This window comes from Novosphingobium decolorationis, assembly GCF_018417475.1.
GTDB classification, from domain to species: domain Bacteria; phylum Pseudomonadota; class Alphaproteobacteria; order Sphingomonadales; family Sphingomonadaceae; genus Novosphingobium; species Novosphingobium decolorationis.
This window is the reverse complement of record NZ_CP054856.1, coordinates 1,255,029-1,273,655: the sequence shown is the minus strand read 5'-3', so window position 1 is coordinate 1,273,655 and position 18,627 is coordinate 1,255,029. Positions and strand designations below refer to the sequence as shown.

At 67.5% G+C, this 18,627-nt stretch carries 14 protein-coding genes; 5 read left to right on the top strand and 9 right to left on the bottom strand.

The window, feature by feature from the left end:
* The first annotated feature begins 327 nt into the window (after positions 1-327).
* The 3 genes from HT578_RS05765 to HT578_RS05755 all read left to right on the top strand — a co-directional run bounded on the left by HT578_RS05765 (position 328) and on the right by HT578_RS05755 (position 4,610).
* On the top strand, positions 328-2,748 hold the full coding sequence (locus HT578_RS05765) for a TonB-dependent receptor (protein WP_213502640.1): 2,421 nt from the start codon (positions 328-330) through the stop codon (positions 2,746-2,748).
* A gap of 38 nt (positions 2,749-2,786) precedes the next feature.
* A complete protein-coding gene (locus HT578_RS05760) occupies positions 2,787-4,022 on the top strand; it encodes an MFS transporter (protein ID WP_213502638.1) in 1,236 nt (411 codons plus the stop codon).
* Between the two features lie 63 nt (positions 4,023-4,085).
* Positions 4,086-4,610 carry a VOC family protein gene (locus HT578_RS05755; RefSeq protein WP_213502637.1) on the top strand — a complete coding sequence of 175 codons (525 nt, stop codon included), beginning with the start codon at positions 4,086-4,088 and terminating at the stop codon, positions 4,608-4,610.
* A gap of 2 nt (positions 4,611-4,612) precedes the next feature.
* Here HT578_RS05755 and HT578_RS05750 read toward each other — a convergent pair whose 3' ends face one another.
* From HT578_RS05750 to hmuQ, 6 genes are all read right to left on the bottom strand, one after another.
* On the bottom strand, positions 4,613-6,100 hold the full coding sequence (locus HT578_RS05750; protein WP_213502635.1) for a PepSY-associated TM helix domain-containing protein: 1,488 nt from the start codon (positions 6,098-6,100) through the stop codon (positions 4,613-4,615).
* Positions 6,085-6,648 carry a hypothetical protein gene (locus HT578_RS05745; protein WP_213502627.1) on the bottom strand — a complete coding sequence of 188 codons (564 nt, stop codon included), beginning with the start codon at positions 6,646-6,648 and terminating at the stop codon, positions 6,085-6,087. Before HT578_RS05745 ends, HT578_RS05750 begins: the two co-directional genes overlap by 16 nt.
* Complete coding sequence (locus HT578_RS05740) at positions 6,648-8,792, bottom strand: TonB-dependent siderophore receptor (protein WP_213502625.1); 2,145 nt, start codon at positions 8,790-8,792, stop codon at positions 6,648-6,650. Before HT578_RS05740 ends, HT578_RS05745 begins: the two co-directional genes overlap by 1 nt.
* 215 nt (positions 8,793-9,007) lie before the next feature.
* Positions 9,008-10,225: a TetR/AcrR family transcriptional regulator gene (locus HT578_RS05735; RefSeq protein WP_213502623.1), complete on the bottom strand. Its 1,218-nt coding sequence runs from the start codon at positions 10,223-10,225 to the stop codon at positions 9,008-9,010.
* Between the two features lie 90 nt (positions 10,226-10,315).
* Complete coding sequence (locus HT578_RS05730; RefSeq protein WP_084592167.1) at positions 10,316-10,729, bottom strand: group II truncated hemoglobin; 414 nt, start codon at positions 10,727-10,729, stop codon at positions 10,316-10,318.
* Positions 10,726-11,055 (bottom strand): heme-degrading protein HmuQ, encoded by a 330-nt coding sequence (gene hmuQ / locus HT578_RS05725; RefSeq protein ID WP_213502621.1) that lies wholly within the window; start codon positions 11,053-11,055, stop codon positions 10,726-10,728. The genes HT578_RS05730 and hmuQ overlap by 4 nt, the downstream gene beginning before the upstream one ends.
* Positions 11,056-11,246: 191 nt before the next feature.
* On the opposite strand from hmuQ, the gene HT578_RS05720 reads away from it, so the two are divergent.
* Entirely contained in the window at positions 11,247-12,887 is a 1,641-nt protein-coding gene (locus HT578_RS05720; protein ID WP_213502619.1) for an NAD(P)/FAD-dependent oxidoreductase, read from the top strand.
* On the top strand, positions 12,884-14,059 hold the full coding sequence (locus HT578_RS05715; RefSeq protein WP_213502618.1) for a BaiN/RdsA family NAD(P)/FAD-dependent oxidoreductase: 1,176 nt from the start codon (positions 12,884-12,886) through the stop codon (positions 14,057-14,059). The genes HT578_RS05720 and HT578_RS05715 overlap by 4 nt, the downstream gene beginning before the upstream one ends.
* A gap of 6 nt (positions 14,060-14,065) precedes the next feature.
* On the opposite strand, the gene msrA is transcribed toward HT578_RS05715, so the two are convergent.
* The 3 genes from msrA to HT578_RS05700 form a co-directional block, all read right to left on the bottom strand.
* Entirely contained in the window at positions 14,066-14,698 is a 633-nt protein-coding gene (gene msrA, locus HT578_RS05710; protein ID WP_422394390.1) for a peptide-methionine (S)-S-oxide reductase MsrA, read from the bottom strand.
* Between the two features lie 220 nt (positions 14,699-14,918).
* Entirely contained in the window at positions 14,919-16,703 is a 1,785-nt protein-coding gene (locus tag HT578_RS05705) for a hypothetical protein (RefSeq protein WP_213502616.1), read from the bottom strand.
* Positions 16,700-18,412, bottom strand: a complete 1,713-nt coding sequence (locus HT578_RS05700) for an Hsp70 family protein (RefSeq protein ID WP_213502614.1) — start codon at positions 18,410-18,412, stop codon at positions 16,700-16,702. The genes HT578_RS05705 and HT578_RS05700 overlap by 4 nt, the downstream gene beginning before the upstream one ends.
* Between the last annotated feature and the right edge of the window lie 215 nt (positions 18,413-18,627).

The window sequence follows — 18,627 nt, the reverse complement described above, 5'->3', positions numbered from 1 at the left end:
ATTACGGCCTGTCAAGCGCTGAGGAGCACTCTGCGGGCTTCGCCGTACTGTCTCTCGGCGTCAGAAATAATGCCTGTAAATCAGCACGTTATTGTGATTATTTGTGTGATTCGTGTGGCCTGTGACAATTTTGTAATGGAGTTATACCAAAAAAGTCAAGTGTCGCCATTTCTGGCTTGACAGAAGGCCTCTCGGGACGAACCTTCGTAGGGGAAATCCGGAGCAGTTCGACGCAGATCGAGCGGTCCGGAACGATGGGCTCCTTCGAGGGTGTGGAGCCAGCCAGAACGGCCACTTCGGTAGCCGCGCAACACAAAGGGATGGAACATGAGGAAAGCAGTACTGACGGCCAGCACCGCGCTATGCGGTCTCTTCGCGATCGCGACCCCGGCTCGTGCCCAGGACACGGAGGGTGAGAGCGCCCGCCGCCCTGCGGCCCAGGTCGCGGAAATCGTCGTCACCGCACAGCGCCGCGAGGAAACCGCGCAGAGCGTGCCGATTGCGATCTCGGCCATTTCGGGCGCGGAACTCGATGCGCGCGGCGTTACCAACACGCTCCAGGTCGTGCAGTACATCCCCAACATGATCGGCATGAACAACACCGGTCTGGGGTCCTCGAACACGTATTACATCCGCGGTATCGGCAGCACCGAATCCATCGCGACCTTCGATCCTCCGGTCGGCACCTATGTCGATGACGTCTACATTTCGCGTCAGGGCGCCAACAACTTCTCGACCTTCGACATCGACCGCATCGAGGTCCTGCGCGGGCCCCAGGGCACGCTGTTCGGCCGCAACACCACGGGCGGCGCGGTCTCGGTCCACATGGCCCAGCCCGAGTTCGATTCGATCGGCGGCTTCCTCGAGGGCGGCTACGGCACGTACGAGGCCAAGACCCTGCGCGGCTCGATCAACGTGCCGCTCAGCCCGACGTTCGCGGCCAAGGTCTCGGCCTACTGGCAGGACAGCGACGGCTATGTGAAGAACACGACAACGGGCGACCGTCTCAACGACATCGATGGCTGGGGCGCGCGCCTCGCGCTGCGCGGGGAGCTCAGCGATTCGGTGCGCTGGTCGGCCGGCTACACCCACATCGTCGATGAATCCGAGAACATCCTGAACTTCGACTGCGATCCCGCCGATCCGAGCGAATGCAGCGGGCGCTACGCCTCGAGCGGCTACACCGAGGCCTCCTCGGACGTCTTCCGTGATCTGGGCGTGACCGGCGACAAGGCCGACTACGGCCAGCACAGCAAGTCGGTCACCGACCTCATTACCTCCAAGTTCTCGGTCGACGTGGCCGACGAGGCGACGGTCGAGTTCATCACCGGCTACCTGCGCCAGAACATGGAGTACGGCCTCGACTTCTACGATGGCCGCTCGGCGCCCTCGATTGCCACCCCCTATCCGGCGGTGGGCGGCTATCCCTTCGGCGGCTTCACCATCCTGGGCGACATCTGGACCGACCAGATCAGCCAGGAAGTGAAGGTCAACGGTTCGCTCTTCGACGGCTTCCTCGACTACGTCGTGGGCGGCTTCTACATGAAGGAGAAGAACAACACGAACACGGCCGACATCTTCGGCCTGTCGTCCTCCTTCGCGCTGCTGCTCGACGACAAGGTCATCAAGAACTCGACCGAATCGCTGGCGGGCTATGCGCAGTTCGACGCCAACGTCACCGACCGCCTCAAGCTGACCGCAGGCATCCGCTACACCGACGAGACCAAGAAGGTGGGCGTTAATGACCTTCGCGAGGTCTGTTTCACGGGCGGTCCGGCCTGCCTCAACAACGGCAATCTCCAGGCCGCGGGCATTCCGCTCGAGCAGAAGACCAAGATCTGGACCCCGCGCTTTGCCATCAACTACCAGATCAATCCGGACGTGCTGCTCTACGCCAGCGCGACCAAGGGCTTCAAGTCGGGCGGCTGGGCCTCGCGCGCGACGCGCCCGGGTGAGTTCCTGCCCTTCGGTCCCGAACGCGTGTGGAGCTACGAGGCGGGCATCAAGTCGGAATGGTTCAACCGCATGCTGCGCGCCAACCTCACCGTCTACTGGATGGACATCTCGGACCTGCAGACCCCGGCGGGCTTCGTGCGTGACGATGGCTCGATCGCCTTCCTCACCCGCAACTTCGCGGACTATCGCAACAAGGGCGTGGAAGCCGAATTCGTCTTCGTGCCGACGCCTGGCCTCAACCTGCACCTCACCGCAGGCTACCAGGACGACAAGTACATCATCGACCGCAACGCGCCCGAAAGCGACGAATACGGTGTGCTTTCGGTCGCGGCGCAGCAGGCTGAGTGCCTCTCGGGTGTGACCTCGCGCTGCGGCGTGGGCATCGTGACCGATGCGGGCGGCATCTCAACCCCGGTGCGTACCCCGGACTGGACGCTGGCGATGGGCGGCAGCTACGAGATCCCGATGGGCGATCTCTCGCTGGTCCCCTCGGTCGATGCGACCTGGCGTTCGGCCATGGAAGTCCAGTCGGCCAACCGCACCATCTACTACGATGCCGACACCGGCACGGGCACTTACGAGGCTTCGGGCAACCGCTACGTCGTGGGTTCGCACTCGGCCGCGCAGTGGACGCTCAACGCAGGCATCGCGCTCAACGGCCCGGACAAGCAGTGGCAGCTTTCGGTCAACTGCCAGAACTGCACCAACGAGGTCTTCACCGAGACCTATCTGGGCTATTCGTACATCAATCCGCCGCGCACCATCATGGGCAAGCTGCGGTACAATTTCTGATACTTTGAAACCGCAACAGGATCGTCGAGGCAAAACAATTGGCTAGTGAATTCAAGAAGGGGTGGAAGGTCGTCTTCGCCGCCCTCCTCGCAACCGCGTGTGGCGCCTCGCCGATCCCGTTCAACGTCCTGCCGCTCGTCATGGGTCCGATCCATGACGAGTTCGGCTGGGACTATACCCAGATCAGCGCCGCCACGCTGATGTGGGGTGTGCTGGGCGCCATGCTGGCGCCTGTCTATGGCGGCTTCTGCGACCGCTTCGGCGTGCGCCGGGTCGGCATCCTCTCGATGCTGGCCTTCATTCTCGTCTTCGCCTCGTTCTACTTCGTGCCCGACTGGCTGCCTGGTTGGTACATGTGGTGGGCTGCGCTGGGCCTTGTCGCCATCGGCTCGACGCCGGTGACCTGGAGTCGCGCGGTCGCGATGTGGTTCGACCGGCACCGGGGGCTGGCCCTTGGCATCATGCTCCTGGGCACCAGCGCGACCGCCATGTTCGTGCCCCACTTCGTCAACTTCGCGATCAACCTAGGCGGATGGCGCGCGGCCTTTCCCGCGGCGACGGTCTTCGCGCTGTTCCTGGCGATGCCCTTCATAATCGCCTGGTTCCGCGAGCCACGCCCGGAAGAACGCCCCGCCACGCTGGAGCAGGCGGCCGATGGCGATGTCGTGGGTCTCTCGCTGCGCCAGGCCATGCACGGCCGCCAGTTCTGGATCCTGCTGGTCAGCACGCTGCTGATCTCGTTCTCCTATGGCGGCGCGCACATCCACATGGCCCAGATGGTCGAGCTGCATGGCTTTACCGCGGGCGATGCGGCGACCGTGATGAGCTGCGTGGCGCTGGGCATCCTGATCGGGCGCCTGGGCATCGGCTTCCTCTTCGACCGCTTCTGGGCGCCGGGCGTCGCGTTCCCCGCGATGCTGCTGCCCGCGATCGCCTGCTACCTGCTCATGGGCACCAGCACGAGCTTTTCGCTCATTCTCTTCGGCGGCTTCCTGATCGGTGTCGCGGCCGGGACCGAGACCGACATCGTGGCCTTCATGACCGCGCGCTATTTCGGCCTGCGCCACTACGGGCGGATCTACGGCTTCCTCTATGCGCCTTTCGGCATCGGTTCGGCCATCTCGCCCATGCTCTATGGCTATGTGCGCGACACGACCGGCAGCTACGATCTCATGCTGACCGTGGCGATCGTGCTCTTTGCCATCGGCGGCGCGGCGCTGCTGGCGCTCGGACGCTATCCGGACCGTGAACAGCTCGCCCGTTTGGACGTCTGAATTCACGTGCCTGCGCCTAGCCTCGTGACTTCATCCGAAGTTATCGAGGCGAGGCCCACGCGCATGACGACACCGACCCAGCCATCTCTGCCCAGTTCCGCGCTGATCCGGGCCACGATCTTCGTGCGCGATGTTGCGCGCTCGGCGGCCTTCTATCGCGCCATCGGCCTGTCGGAGACCTATATCGAGGCGCATCTCGCGCACCCTTCGGCGACCGCGATCCTGGGGTTCGACGATCCGCGTCCGTTCGACATCTGCATCCTCAAGCGGCCGGGGCCGAACTACGGCATGGTCGGCCTGTTCCAGCTGGCCGATGGCACGACGCAGGAGGAACTCCCCGCGCCCACCGGCCCTGCGCGCATCGGCGAAGTTGCGCTGGTCTTCTACGTGACCGATATCCTCGCCACGATGGCGTGGCTGCGCGCGCTGGGCGCGACCTGGGCGCCCGAGCCGCAGACTTTCGCAATGGAGCACCGCGCCCAGCTTGAGGTGTGCCTGCGCGATCCCGACGGGGTCCTCATCAACCTCGTCGAGACCGACCCGGCCGAGCAGGAGCGCACGCGGCCGGAACTTGATTACGCGACCTGATCTCAGCTCTGCGGCGCAAGGCGCGCCTTGCCTGCGCGCTCCCGGCGCAGCAGGTGCAGGGCTTCGGGGCCAAGGAGCGCCAGCGCGCCCAGGCACAGCGCGGCATCGATCAGCAGCGAGCTCACGGGCAGCGGCCCTGCAAAGATCACGTGGCCGATCCCGGTCAGCACCAGCATGGCGGCCAGGACCCGCCGCAAGGTCGGAGAGGGCGCCAGCGCCGGACGTAGAGCGGCAAGGATCGTGGCCAGGACCAGAGCCGACCAGAACAGCGCGGCGAAGGGCAGCTGCGGCCCGGCCACGACGCGCAGCCAGTAGGCTCCTGTCATCAGGATCGGGCTGCCCCAGATCGTCACCGCCCAGACCGCCTCGAGGCGGGGTGAGGGCAGGCCGCGCGCGCGCCGCTTCATCAGCCACAGCGTGGTGCCGGTCGAGATGATCGCGCACAGCGCAAGGCCAAAGACAAGGTAGGCCAGTTCCACGGGAATGCCGCCATAGGTGCCAAAGTGCAGCTTGTAGACCGAGGCGGCGGCCTGCTGGCCGAGCGCGCCGTCGGCAAGGCCTAGCGCCTTCTTGAAGTTGCCCGCGCCATCGAAGAGGTAGTTCTCCCCATAGATCAGGCGGCGCGGATGCTCGGCAAGGACCGAGATCTGCTGGCCCGCCGTGGCGGTTTCCTCGATGGTGACATAGCTGACGAATAGGTCCGGGTGGTTCTGCGCCATCCACTCCAGCGCGCGGTCGGCGCGCGCGACGGGCGCAGGTGCGGGATCGTGCGCCGGGTGTTCGCCGAAGATCGGGGCAAAGGCCTCTTCCAGATTGCCGCCGTGGCGCTCTTGCGCGGCGGTGTAGAAGACAAGCTGGCCCAGGCCGATGACGGCGCCGGTAAAGCCGAGCGCGGCAATGAAGGGGAGGAGCCAGACCCCGAAGCGGTTGTGCAGGTCCGCACGGGCCAACTGCGGCTGGGCGCGCAGGCGCATGCGGAAGGCATCGCGAAAGATGCGCGGGTGGGCCAGGACACCGGTGACGACGGCCGCCACCAGCATCGCGCCGAGCGCGCCCGTCACCATGATCCCCCAGAACGCGGGCAGGTTCAGGTAATAGTGCAAATAGAGCACGAACTGCGTCCAGGCGTGCGCCTCGGCCCGGTCGTAATTGCCTTGCGCATCAACGTAGTTCGCGCCGTTGTCGGTGGTGACGATGGTGCGGGGCAAGCCGCGCGTGGGCATGTGGACAAAGGCATGGTCGGTGGCCTTGCCCTGGCGTTCGAGCGTGCCCTCGATCGCGCGCTGCACGGCGGCGGGCGATATCGAGGTCATTTCGGCCGCGCTGGGTTCTTCCCAGCGCTGGAGGTCCTGCTGGAACACCGCGAGCGCGCCCGAGAGGCACACCAGATAGAGCAGGGCGCCCGTGAGCAGGCCGAGCGCGGCGTGGCCCTTGAGCGCGCGGGCGACGAAGCCCTCTTTCGGAGCGGCGGGATTTACAGCGTCAGCCATGGAAGTCCTCCGGCGATGGCCACGGCAAGTGCAGCCAGCAGCATGTCGGTGATGCGAATGCGGGTCAATTGCCAGCTCGCCAGAAGCGCCCAGCACAGCGGCAGGGCGAAAAGCCCGACAAGAAGCGCGTCGGCCTCGGCCATGCCCGAGAGCCAGGCCAGACGCTGCGCCCCCCAGCCCAGGGCCAGCGAGGCGACAAGATCGGCAAGGGCGATGATGAGGAAGATGCCGGTGCGCCGGGCGATGTCGGGCAGGGACGGGCGCGGTGCACGGCGCAGGGCGGGTTCACGCGGCGCGCGGGTGCGCGCCGGGGCGGGGCTGCGCAGGGCCGCCACGGCAAGAAGGCCAAGTGCAACCAGAGAGGCCAGTGTGGCGCCCGCCGCAAGGCCCCAGGCACCGCCAGCGGTCAGGGTCAGGACAAGCGCAAAGCCCAGCGCGGCCCAGCCCAGGGCGACCGCCGGGCGGGGGCCGTTCCAGCCCATCCGCAGGAGGACAGGGCCTCCCGCAGCGAGCACGAAGCCGGTCGACAGGAGAAACGCCGAGGCCATCAGAAGCTGACGCCGAGCGTGCCGCGCCAGGTGCGGGGCGCGTCGTAGAGCCCCTGCGCGAACTGGATGCTCTGCCAGTACTTGGCGTTGGTGAGGTTATCGAGGTTGAACCCGAGCGAGATGTTGCGGGTCAGCTGGTAGCGCGCCATCAGGTCGACCACGGCGTATTCGTCCTGGACCGCGCCATCGTTGGTGATGCGGCTCTGGTAGCGGACCGAACCGCCCAGGCGCAGCGCATCAAGCACGGGGGGAGTGTAGACCGTGCTCAGGCGCACGGTGTGGCGCGGGATGAAGGTGCGGGCATTGATCCCGTCGTTGTCCTCGATATCGACATAGGCATAGCCGCCGGTCAGCTGGAGGCCCGGCAGGAGTTCGCCCGAGACATCGAACTCGACCCCGCGCGACGAATTGTCGACCTGGATGTAGGCGTTCTGGACGGAGTTCTCGACGAGTTCGCCGGTCGCCTCGGCCACGTTCTGCTGGTCGGTCCTGAAGACGGCGATGGCCGCGTTGAGGCGCCCGTCGAGCCATTCGCCCTTGATCCCGGCCTCGTAGGTCTTGCCCTCAAGGGGATCGAGCACCGAGCCGTCGCGGCGCATGTTGATCTGCGGGTTGAAGATCGTCGCGTAGCTCGCATAGGCGCTGAGCGAGCCGGTGAGATCAACGGTCAGGCCGGCGAAGGGCAGGAAGCGCGTCTTGGCGAAATAGTTGGGGGTTCCGTAGGACTGGCCCTCGCGCTCGGTGCGCGTGACATTGCCGCCCAGGAGCAGGTGGACCGGATCGGCGAGCGAGAGGCGCAGCGTGCCGTACCCGCCGTACGTCTTGGTCGTGTAGGCGGCCTGCAGGCTGTACTCTCCAAAATCGGGACGCGCGAAGGCGCCGCCGAAGGCCTCTTCGGGGGTGAGCGGAAGGTTCGTCTGCGCGGGCGCCTCGGCCTCATCCTCGCGCAGATGTGCCTCGCCGTAGTTCGCGCCCAGGACCAGATCGTGGCTGCGCCCGAACAGGGTGAAGTTGCCCGTCAGGTGCGCATCGAAGGTGGTCTCGCTGTGACGGTCGATGTAGGCGCCCGGCCAGGAGTAAAGGCCGTTGCCGTCCGCGTCCTGCGCGCCGTAGAGGTAGAAGAGTTCCGCCTCCATCGTGCGCACGCGGCGCAAGACCGAGACCTTGCCCTCCCAGCCATTGCCGAAGTCGTGGGTGATGTCACCGAACAGGTCACGGCTGATCGAATGCCAGCTGGACCAGGGCTGGGCCGTGGTGATCGAGCGGTCGTATTCGAGCATGTCGCCGTTCGCATCGAGGAAGGGAACGCCGCCCCAGGTCACGCCGGTCGGGTCGTTCTCCTGCCAGCCGTAGCCGACGGTGGCGACCGTGCTGTCCCCCAGATCGGCCGAGAGCGTGCCGTAGAGCGTCAGGCGCGAATCGTGGTAGAAATCGAGATGGCTCCCGCCGTCCTCGTAGGCACCCACGAAGCGCGCGCGTACGCCGCCGTCCTCGGTCAGGGCCATGTTCACGTCGACATCGCCGCGAACGCGGTCGAAGCGGGTGTAGGCAAGGCTGGCATGGCCGCCGGTTTCGCGGCGCGCACGCTTGCGCACATAGTTGACCGCGGCCGACGGGTTGCCGGTCAGCGAGGTCAGGCCGCTCGAGCCGCGCACGACCTCGACGCGCTCGAAGGTGGCGGTGTCGATCGCGCCGATCTGGAGGCCGGAGGGCAGCGGCTGGCCCACGCCGTCGTACTGGAAGTTGATGATGTCGAAGCCGCGCGCGTTGTAATAGGTGCGCGTCGTCTCGGCACGTTCGACATTCACGCCCGGGGTCATCAGCAGGACATCGTTGATCGTGTCGAGGTTGAAGTCCTCGATCTGCGCGCGCGAGATGACCGTGGTCGCCTGCGGCGTCTCGCGCAGCGAAAGGTCGAGGCGGGTCGAGGTCGACTGGTCGTCCACTGTATAGTCGTCGGGGACGGCGCCGGTCACGATGATCCTGTCGGCAGGGGCGTCCTCGGCCCGGGCGCTCGTCGCGCTGAGGGCCGCAAAGGCGGCGAGCGCGCCGAAGGCACTGCTGCGCAGAAGCGTTGACCGGCCGGAGCGACGCACCTCCTTCCCGGAATGCTTCACCAGATGTGCCCCACGCATCGCGGCCATTGCTCGTATCCTTATAATGAGAATGAGTTGCATTAACGTTCTGGCCGCGAAGTAGCACGCACGGGCTCCCTGTCAAGCCATGCGGGACATGCGGTGCGGAATGGGGAGCGCGCGCTCAGCCCCGGATGCACCCGAGCCGAAGACGGAGGGCAGGCCGCTGTTCGGAGCCGGTCCATGCCGGCGAAGGGCGCTCGCTCAGGGGCGCAGGAACGCCGTCAGGCGTCGGGTGAGGGACGCTCGAAAAGGGCGAGGAGTTCGACGAACTCGGCGCGGATCTGGCCGCAGATGTCGTAGGACGGGAACAGGGCGTGACGGCGGATCTGGCCCAGGCTGAAGTCCGAGAACAGCGCGCCTTCGGTCGCGGTGATGGTGCGCTGCGAGCCCACCAGCGATTGCAGCAGGCCGCGGCCGGTGCGGCCACGCAGGTAACGCAATTGGCGGCCGAAATGGGACAGGGCCGGGTCGCGGGCAACCGCAAGGAACAGTTCGTTGCGCGCTCTTTCGCGCGTGGCGCTGGAGATGCTGTCGGCGATCGCGTGGATCACGGCGTCGAGATCGGCAGAGGAGAAGCTTCGCGGGTCGAGCTTGTCGACCATCACGCTGTAGGCACCTTCAAAGGCGGCTCCGAGCAGTTCCGACTTGGTCGGGAACTTGTGGGATACCGTGCCCAGCGTCAGTTCGGCCCGGCGGGCCACCCGGCGGTGGGTGAGGTGCGGGCTCCCTCCCTCGGCCAGGACCTGCTGCGCGGCCTCGACGATGCGCCGGGCCGTCTCGTCACGTTCGGGAAGAGCGGGCATCGTCTTCAAGGCGAGCGCACGGGTATGGTCACGCCATGGGGTCGGCGGTGGCGGGGTTCCCGCGAGCCAGCTGCCCAGCGTACGCGCCAGTTCGCCCAGCGCGGCCTGGTCAATGGCGCGGTGCCAGCGCATCAGGTGAAACATGCTCTCGGTATCGAAGATGCGCTTGGTGATCACCCGGCCGTGGGACACCTGGAAGTGGGCGCAGGCCTCGCGCCAGAACTCGTACCAGAGCCGTTGCCAAGCCTGGGCCTCGCCGTGAATGAGGTCTTCGGTATCGGGGGCGGAATCGCATTCGCGCCAGGCAAAGGCGAGATGGCGCTGCGCTTCGCACCACGCGTCGATCACGTGCGCGAAGAAGCCGCCGAATGCTTCGGGGCAGGCGGGAAAATCGCCGATGGCCTCGAGCAGGGCGGCGCACCAGTTCTCGGCCTCATGGCGCGCGCGCTGCTGCGCGCAGACCTGCAGTTCCTCAAGCGAATCGAAATGATGGTAGATCGAGGAGACCGGCACATCGGCCTGCGCGGCGAGGCGGCGGGCCGAGATGCCCGAAGAGCCTTCAATCTGCCACTGGTTCAGGACAGCCGTGATCAGACGGTCCTGCGTAGGGTGGGGGGAGAGTGCCAAGGTTGCCATTGCAAATCATTATCTGCCGAACTTGTACGGCAATTGGCAAGCGTTATTTGCAGATAGCTCTAACTGTTAACAAAGCCTTGCTCAAGGCCCTTACGCCGGGGTGTCCTCGGTGTTGCGCATCCAGTCGGCAAGCTTGGCCATGGCGTTGCGGATGGCCTCGCGCGCGGGCGCGTCGGCAATACATTCGTCGAGCGCGCCGTTCATGCACAGCATCCACTGGTCGCGCGCGGAATTGCCGATCGGCACCTTCATGTGCCGCATGCGCATGCGGGGATGACCCTTTTCGCTCGAATAGAGGGGCGGTCCCCCCAGCCATTCGGTGAGGTAGTTCTGGAGCATGAGGGTCGTGTGGGCAAGATCGTCAGGGTGCAGCGCGCGCAGGGGCCGCGCCTCCTCCAGCGTGTCCATGCGTTCGTAGAAGCGCACGACCAGCCGGTCGATGACATCCTTGCCGCCGACGCGTTCGATGATCGGCTGGTCCTCGCCTGCGGTTTCCTCGCTCATGCGCCTTCGTCCCCGGCGGGCACGGACAGGAAGGTCTCGAAGCCTTCGAAGCGGGGCGGTCCGAGGTATTTGGGCTTGCTCTCGGAGGCCTGCGAATGGGCCTTGCGGAAGGCTTCGCTCTTCGTCCAGGCCTCGAAATCGGCGCGGCTGCGCCACAGCGTGTGCGAGGCATAGAGCGTGTGATCGTCCGCCGCGTCGCCGCGCAACATGTGAAAGCCCTCAAATCCGGGCACTTCGTCGAGATAGGTCGTGCGGTTTGTCCAAAGCGCTTCGAAGGCGTCCTCCTCGCCCCGCAGCACCTGAAAACGGTTCATCGCGATGAACATGATCGTACCTCCTTGGCTGGGATCGGCCCTTACCCCATGGCGAGGGCTCCCGAAAGGGGACGCAATGTCCTCCCCCCGGTCCTCCCCCCCCCCGGGTCCTCCCCCGCACGCGGTGCCTGCCTGCCTTCCCGGGCCGATACATAGGCAATCTTGCGATGGCACCGGCGCGCAAAGGCGTCTATGGCGCGGCCATGATCCGACTTTCCGACCTTGCCCTGCCGCTCGACCATGCGAGCGAGGACCTTGAGGCAGCCGTCATCGCGCGCCTTGGCCTGGCTGCGGGCGAACTCCAGCGCCTCGCCATCGCGCGGCGGGGCAATGACGCGCGCCGCAAGAACGCCATCAAGCTCATCTACACGCTGGACCTGCAACTGGCCGACGAGGCGACCGTGCTCGAACGCTTCGCCGACGATCCGCATGTGCGCAGGACGCCCGACACCAGCTACAAGTTCGTGACGCGGGCTCCGGCGGACTATGCAGGCCCCCGCCCGGTGGTGATCGGGGCGGGCCCGTGCGGCCTGCTTGCCGGGCTGATCCTCGCGCAGATGGGCTTCAAGCCGATCATCGTCGAGCGCGGCAAGGCGGTGCGCGAGCGCACCAAGGACACCTGGGGGCTGTGGCGCAAGTCCGTCCTCGATCCCGAAAGCAACGTCCAGTACGGCGAGGGCGGCGCAGGCACCTTCTCGGACGGCAAGCTCTATTCGCGCATCAAGGATTCGCGACACCTGGGCCGCAAGGTCCTGACCGAGTTCGTCAAGGCCGGCGCGCCCGAGGACATCCTCACCGAGGCGCACCCCCATATCGGCACCTTCCGCCTCGTCACCATGGTGATGTCGATGCGCGAGACGATCGAAAAGCTGGGCGGGGAATACCGCTTCAGCACGCGGGTCGACGATTTCGAACTGGAGACGGGAGAGGACGGCGTCCAGAAGATCTGTGGCCTGCATCTCTCCACGGGCGAGTTCCTGCCCGCAAGCCACGTGATCCTGGCGGTTGGCCACTCCGCGCGCGACACCTTCGAGGTGCTCTACAAGGCGGGCGTTCACGTCGAGGCCAAGCCCTTTGCGATCGGTGTGCGCATCGAGCATCCGCAAGGCTGGATCGACACCGCGCGCTATGGGCCCAACGCGGGCAACAAGATCCTGGGCGCGGCGGCCTATGCGCTCTCGCACAAGTGCTCGAACGGACGCACGGTCTACTCGTTCTGCATGTGCCCGGGCGGGCGCGTGGTGGCCGCGACCTCGGAAGAAGGGCGCGTCGTCACCAACGGCATGAGCCAGTACTCGCGCGCCGAGTTCAACGCCAATTCGGGCCTCGTCGTCGACATCAGCCCCGAGCGGGACTTTCCCGGCGACGTCCTGGCGGGCGTAGCGCTCCAGCGGCGTCTGGAAGAGCTGGCGTTCAAGGCGGGGGGCTCGAACTACAAGGCGCCGGGCCAGAAACTGGGCGACTTCCTCGAAGGCAAACCCTCGAGCGAATTCGGCGTCGTGACCCCGAGCTATCAGCCCGGTGTCCACCTGACCGACCTGGCCGAGTGCCTTCCCGATTTCGTGATCGAGGCGATCCGCGAGGCACTGCCTGTCTTCGGGCGCCAGGTGCCGGGCTACGACCACCCCGATGTCGTCCTGACCGGGGTCGAGACGCGCACCTCCTCGCCCGTGCGCATCACGCGCGGGCGCGACTTCAACAGCCTCAACACGCGCGGGCTCTACCCGGCAGGTGAGGGCGCGGGCTATGCAGGCGGCATCCTCTCGGCCGCGGTCGATGGTATCCGCGTCGCCGAGGCGCTCGCGCTCGACCTTGTCGGGGCGGCGGAGACGGCCACCTCGTGAGCGATACCTACGATGCGATAATCCTGGGTGCAGGCGCGGCAGGTCTGTTCTGCGCGCGCGTTGCCGCCTTGCGCGGGCGCCGCGTGCTCGTGCTCGACCATGCCGAGAAGCCGGGCAAGAAGATCCTGATCTCGGGCGGCGGGCGCTGCAACTTCACCAATATCGACACGCTTCCAGAGCGTTACCTCTCGAACAACACGCACTTTGCGAAGTCGGCGCTGAGCCGTTTCACCCCGCGCGATTTCCTCGACCTGGTCGAGGCGCACGGGATTGCCTGGCATGAGAAGACGCTGGGCCAGCTGTTTTGCGATGGCAGCGCGAAGCAGATCGTCGAGATGCTGCTGGAGGAATGCGCCAGGGGCGATGTCACGGTCCACTGCGGCGATGCCGTGGCCAGCGTGGAGCGCGGCGACGAGGGCTACACGGTACGATACGGCGCGGCGCAGGCGCAGGCCCCTTCGCTGGTGATTGCGACGGGCGGCCCCTCGATCCCCAAGATGGGGGCGACGGGCTTTGCCTATGATCTGGCGCGCCAGTTCGGCCTCAAGGTCGTCCAGCCGCGCCCCGCGCTGGTGCCGCTGACGCTTCCAGCCGACGAGGCCTTGTTCCGCGAGCTTTCGGGCGTTGCGACCGCAGTCGTCGTGACCTGCGGCAAGACCGCCTTTCGCGAGGCCGCCCTGTTCACGCACCGGGGGCTGTCAGGTCCCGCCATTCTCCAGATTTCCAGTTACTGGCAGCGCGGGGATACGGTCCATATCGACTTCCTGCCCGGGCAGGAGCGCGGCTGGCTCAAGGCCGCCAAGCGCGCGCGGCCCAAGGTCGCCTTGCGCAAGGTGCTGGGCGAGGCGCTGCCCGACCGCCTGGCGCAGGCGCTGGCCGAGCGGTTGGCGCTGACGGGCGAGCTTGGCAACTTGTCCGACAAGGCCCTGGACACGGCCGAAGCGCAGCTTGCGCGCTGGCCCTTTGTCCCGGATGGTTCAGAAGGCTTTGCCAAGGCGGAAGTGACCGCGGGCGGGATCGACACCGCCGGTCTCTCCTCCAAGACGATGGAGGCGCGCAAGGTGCCCGGGCTCTACGCCATTGGCGAGGCGGTCGATGTTACCGGGTGGCTGGGCGGCTACAATTTCCAGTGGGCCTGGGCGAGCGGGTTCGCGGCCGGTGAGGCGATCTGAGCGGCTTCAGCGCGTGTAGAGCGCGGGAAATTCGCGCTTGAGCCTGGCCACCTTGGGCTTGTCCCAGCGCACGATATAGGCGTTGCGCGGGTTCTTGCGGGCAAAGTCCTGGTGGACGTCCTCGGCCTTGTAGAACGCCCCCTGTTCCAGCTTCGTGGCGATCTTGCGCCCGAACGTGCCCGCGCTGTCGAGCTGGGCGATGTAGCTGCGCGCCATCTGCCGCTGAAGCGGGGTCTGGGGGAAGATCGCCGAGCGATAGCTGCGCCCGACATCGGGCGTCTGGCGGTTGAGCTGCGTGGGGTCGTGGGCGACGGCAAAGAAGACGTGGAGGAGCTGGCCATAGCGCACCTCCTCGGGGTCGTAGACGATGCGTACGGCTTCGGCGTGCCCGGTCTTTTCGCTGGCGACGCGGCGGTAGTTGGCGTCCGCGCGGGCTCCTCCGGCATAGCCCGAGGTGACCGTGCGCACGCCTTTCACATGTTCGAATACGGCTTCCACGCCCCAGAAGCAGCCGCCAGCGAAGACCGCGGTCTGGAGGCCGCTGGGGACCGGGCCTGCCTCACGCGGTGGGGGCGGCAGGTCCTGCGCGGTGGCGCTGGAGCGGAAGGTGAAGACGGCCGCTCCGGCAAGGGCGAGCAGGCAGGTCGCGGGCAGCGCGAGCGAGAGCGCATAGGGGCGCGCCTCGCGGGGGGGGCTCCCCTTCCGGCGGTCTCGGCGATGGTGTCACGTCCACTCTCCCGCTTGCGGCCGCGTGCCGCGGCTGTGGAGAGGGAACGTGGAAACGGCCCGCTGCGTTCCCGACAGGTGTTCCGGCGGCTTGGGGTGGCCCCGGATCCCCGCCCCGGATCCTCGGGCGAGATCAGAGCGCGCGCAGGATCGCCTCGCGGGTGGCGGGGTCGCCCTCCCAGTCGAGTGCCGACGCCAGCAGCGCAATCGCGACGTCGCACCGGGGCGCATCCTCGCCCTCGTTCTGAAGGGCCTCGCGCACGGCCGCGTCGGGCAGGCCCGTGCGCGCAATGATCGCGTCGATGAGAGCGCCTGGAATGGGAACCGAGGTGTCCTCCTCGCCCGGGTCCTCGAGCGGGAGCGGGGTCTCGGCAAGGCGCGCGGCAGCGGTCCGTTCGCGCGCCCGCAGCGGCTCGGGAAACGCCGACGCCTGTTCGGGCAACTGCCCGTCGTGGAGCAGCGCGAGGCAGGTGGCAGGGGCCATTTCGCGGGCGGCGCGCAACTGGTCGAGGCGCAGGCGCATGGCCGCCTCGCGGGCTTCTGCGCGAAGGGTGTGACCCTTGGCGTGTGTTGCCGCGCGCACGAGGTTGACGGCCGCGCGGGTGGCCCCCTCGGCACCGTCCCCGCTGTCCAGGCTGGCGCGCACTTGCGCGACAATGCGCCGGGCCAGTTCGGCGTCGCGGTCCCAGAGCCAGGCCAGGTCATGCCCCCGCCCTAGGCTCTCGGCCACCGCGTTCTCGATGTATTCGCCAAAGAGCGTGGGCCCCGGACCGTCCTCGGCAAGTTCGATCCGGCTGCCATCGGGCAGCTCGTAGCCCGGGGTGCCGAAGGGCCAGGACAGGCCCAGGAGATTGGCCAGAAGCGCGAGCCAGCACAGGCCCAGGACCACGCGCGGCCAGATCACCGGACGGTTCCACGAGGCGATCCGGCGTGGGTCCAGTTCGTCTTCCAGATGCGCGAAATTCGCGCGCAGGCCCGAAAGCACGAACTGCACGTCATCGCGCGAGGCCCGCAGCCAGCGGAAAGGGCCGGCGGGCCCCTTGCGGTTCAGCTCACGCCAGGCGGCGTGGTAGCGGTGCCCGGGGTCTTCCACGCGCGCCCGGAATCGCGCTCCGCGAAGGCGCGCGCCGATGAAGCGCACGGCGGGGCGGGCATCGAAGCGGTGCCACTCCTCGTGCCAGGCGAACGCCTGGGTTGCCGTTTCGAGCAGCGGAGCCGAGCGTGGCCAGTGGGTGGCAAGAAGGTCCGCCAGCCAGTCTTCCACCTGCTCCTGCCGGTCGATCCCTTCCGAACGGACTTCGCCGATCGCGGCCTGCAGCGCGCGCAGCGCGACGATGCGTTCGGCCTCGGCCAGTTCGGGATCCTCGCTTTCGGTCAGCACGGCCTCGAGCCGTTCGCAGGCCGTCTGTCCCGGGATCAGACCCAGCGCGGCCTCGATCTCGCCGTATCCGGACAGGGTGGGTGCGGCGAGGCTCTGGTGGGGGCCAAGCTCCAGCGTGGCGGCAATCGGTGTGTCGGCGGGGGCATCGGGAAAGATCGTCTCGAAGCAGGGACGCCCGGGGGCAGGCTCGGGGACCTGCGGCGCGGTGCGGACAGAGCCTTCACCGAGCGGGCGCAGCAGGCGCGGGGCGGCCAGCGGCCAGAACCCGGAGCTGGACGTGGAGGCGGCCTCGTCCTCGGGCACTGCATCCTCATCGTCTTCGGGCACGTCGTGCAAGACCGGCGGGGAAACGGCGTCTGACGGAGCCTCCCTGGCCAGGGCCAGTGCCTGGTCGCGCGCGCTGCGAAGGCGGGCGTAGCCCTCGACCTCGGCGTCGATGTCCATGGCCTTGACGGCGGCGGCATAGGCCTTGCGGATCGCCGCGCGGTCGCTGGTCGGCGCGATGCCCAGCACCGACCAGGGAAAGGTCTCGCTCATAGCGGGGCGCTGCCTTCGATGGCGTCGAGCTGCGCGCTGAGGCGCTCCCTGGCCTCGGCGATGAGGCGAGGCTCCTGGGTGTCGAGGATCCCGGTGAACCGGGTGATCGCGCGGCCCAGGTTCTGGCGGACAGGCCCGATATGGTCTTCGTAGCAGCGCTCGGCGCGCGCGAGGAGCGCCATGTTGGCCGCGTCCTCGCGGGGGTGGAACTTCAGCGCGGCCAGCGCCTCGCGCCGGGCGGCCAGGCTCTCGGGGCCCTCGCGGTCTTCCTCATCCAGCAGGACGAGGTTGTGGCGGCTGTCGTCAAGCGGGATGTGCAGGTCGACTTCGAGAAGTCCCGAACTGTCGTAGGAAAAGCGCACGTCGACATCGACTTCGCCCGCCGGGCGCGCGGGCACGGGAATGCGGATTTCGCCCAGGCGAATGTTGCGCGCAACCTCGCGCGCCTCGCCCTGGTAGATGCCGAACTCGATCTGCTTCTGCCCGTCCGACAAGGTGGAGTAGGACTGCACGCGGCTGACAGGCACGGGCGTATTGCGCTCGATGATGGGGGAGAACAGGCCCTTCTGGAGCCCGCCATGGGGGCTGGGCTCGGCCACTTCGACACCCAGCGTGTAGGGACAGACGTCGGTGATGCGCACTTCGTCGAGCGCGGCATCGCGTGCGGCCAGGCCCGCCTGGATCGCCGCGCCGAGTGCTACCGCGTGGTCGGGGTGGACGGCGGCGTTGGGGAAACGGCCAAAGAGGCGGGTGATTGCCTTGCGCACGGCGGGCATGCGGGTGGCCCCGCCCACGAGCACGATCTCGGAGAGGTCGTGGGCGGCGATGTCGCTGTCGCGGAGCGCACGCACGATGGGATCGCGCAGCCGGTCGAGGAGCGGCGCGCTGGCCGCTTCGAATTCGTCCTGTCCGACCGTGACGGAGAGCTGCGTCTCGCCATCGAGCGTGACGGTGAAATCGGCCTCGACGGCGCTGGAAAGGGCCTTGCGGCAGCGCTCGGCGGCGCGGGCAAGGAGCGCCTCGCGCCGTGTTTCGGGAAGCGCGGCAAGGCGGCCTTCGGGATCGAGGCGCGGGGCGGTGAGCGCGATCAGCGCGCGGTCGAAGTCATCGCCGCCCAGGCGGTTGTCGCCCGCCGAGGCGCGGACCTCGACGATGCCCTCGAACATCTCGACAATGGAGACATCGAAGGTGCCGCCCCCCAGGTCGAAGACCAGGAACGGCTCGCGGTCGCCCTTGTCCTGAAGGCCGAAGGCGAGCGCGGCGGCGGTCGGTTCATTGATCAGGCGGCGCACGGTGAGCCCGGCCAGCTCGCCCGCCTGGCGCGTGGCCTTGCGCTGGCGATCGTTGAAGTAGGCGGGCACGGTGATGACCGCCTCGGTGGGGCGCGTGCCGGTCTCGGCAGCGATATCCTCGACAAGCGCGCGCAGGACCAGCGCGGAGAGGTCTTCGGCCCGGAATTCGCGGCCGGCAAGGTGGAACAGGGTGTTCGTGCCCATGGCGCGCTTGAAGCTGGTGGCGGTGTCGGCGGGGTGGGCCGCGCGGCGGTCGCGCGCGGGCGTCCCGACCCAGGTCGCGCCCGCTGCGTCACAGCTTACCGCCGATGGGGTCAGGAGTGCGCCATCGGCGCTCGCCGGGATCAGTCGGGCGGCTCCCTCCTGCCAGATCGCCGCCGCGCTGTTGGTCGTCCCAAGGTCAATCCCGATCAGCATGCGACGTCGAACATGGGTCTTGGCAATTCCTGCTCATGGGGTCCGTGCGCCGTTGGTCTTGACCGGGAGCGGCGCCAGCTCGGCGCTGTCTAGCGTGGGGCGCCCGGCACCGGAAGGCATGGTCTGCGCTTCTGGGCGAGATTACCGCGAAGCGATGCCGGGAAGACACGCCGCCATCGCAGCGCGGCCGGAAAATGGCACTTTGGGACTTGCGT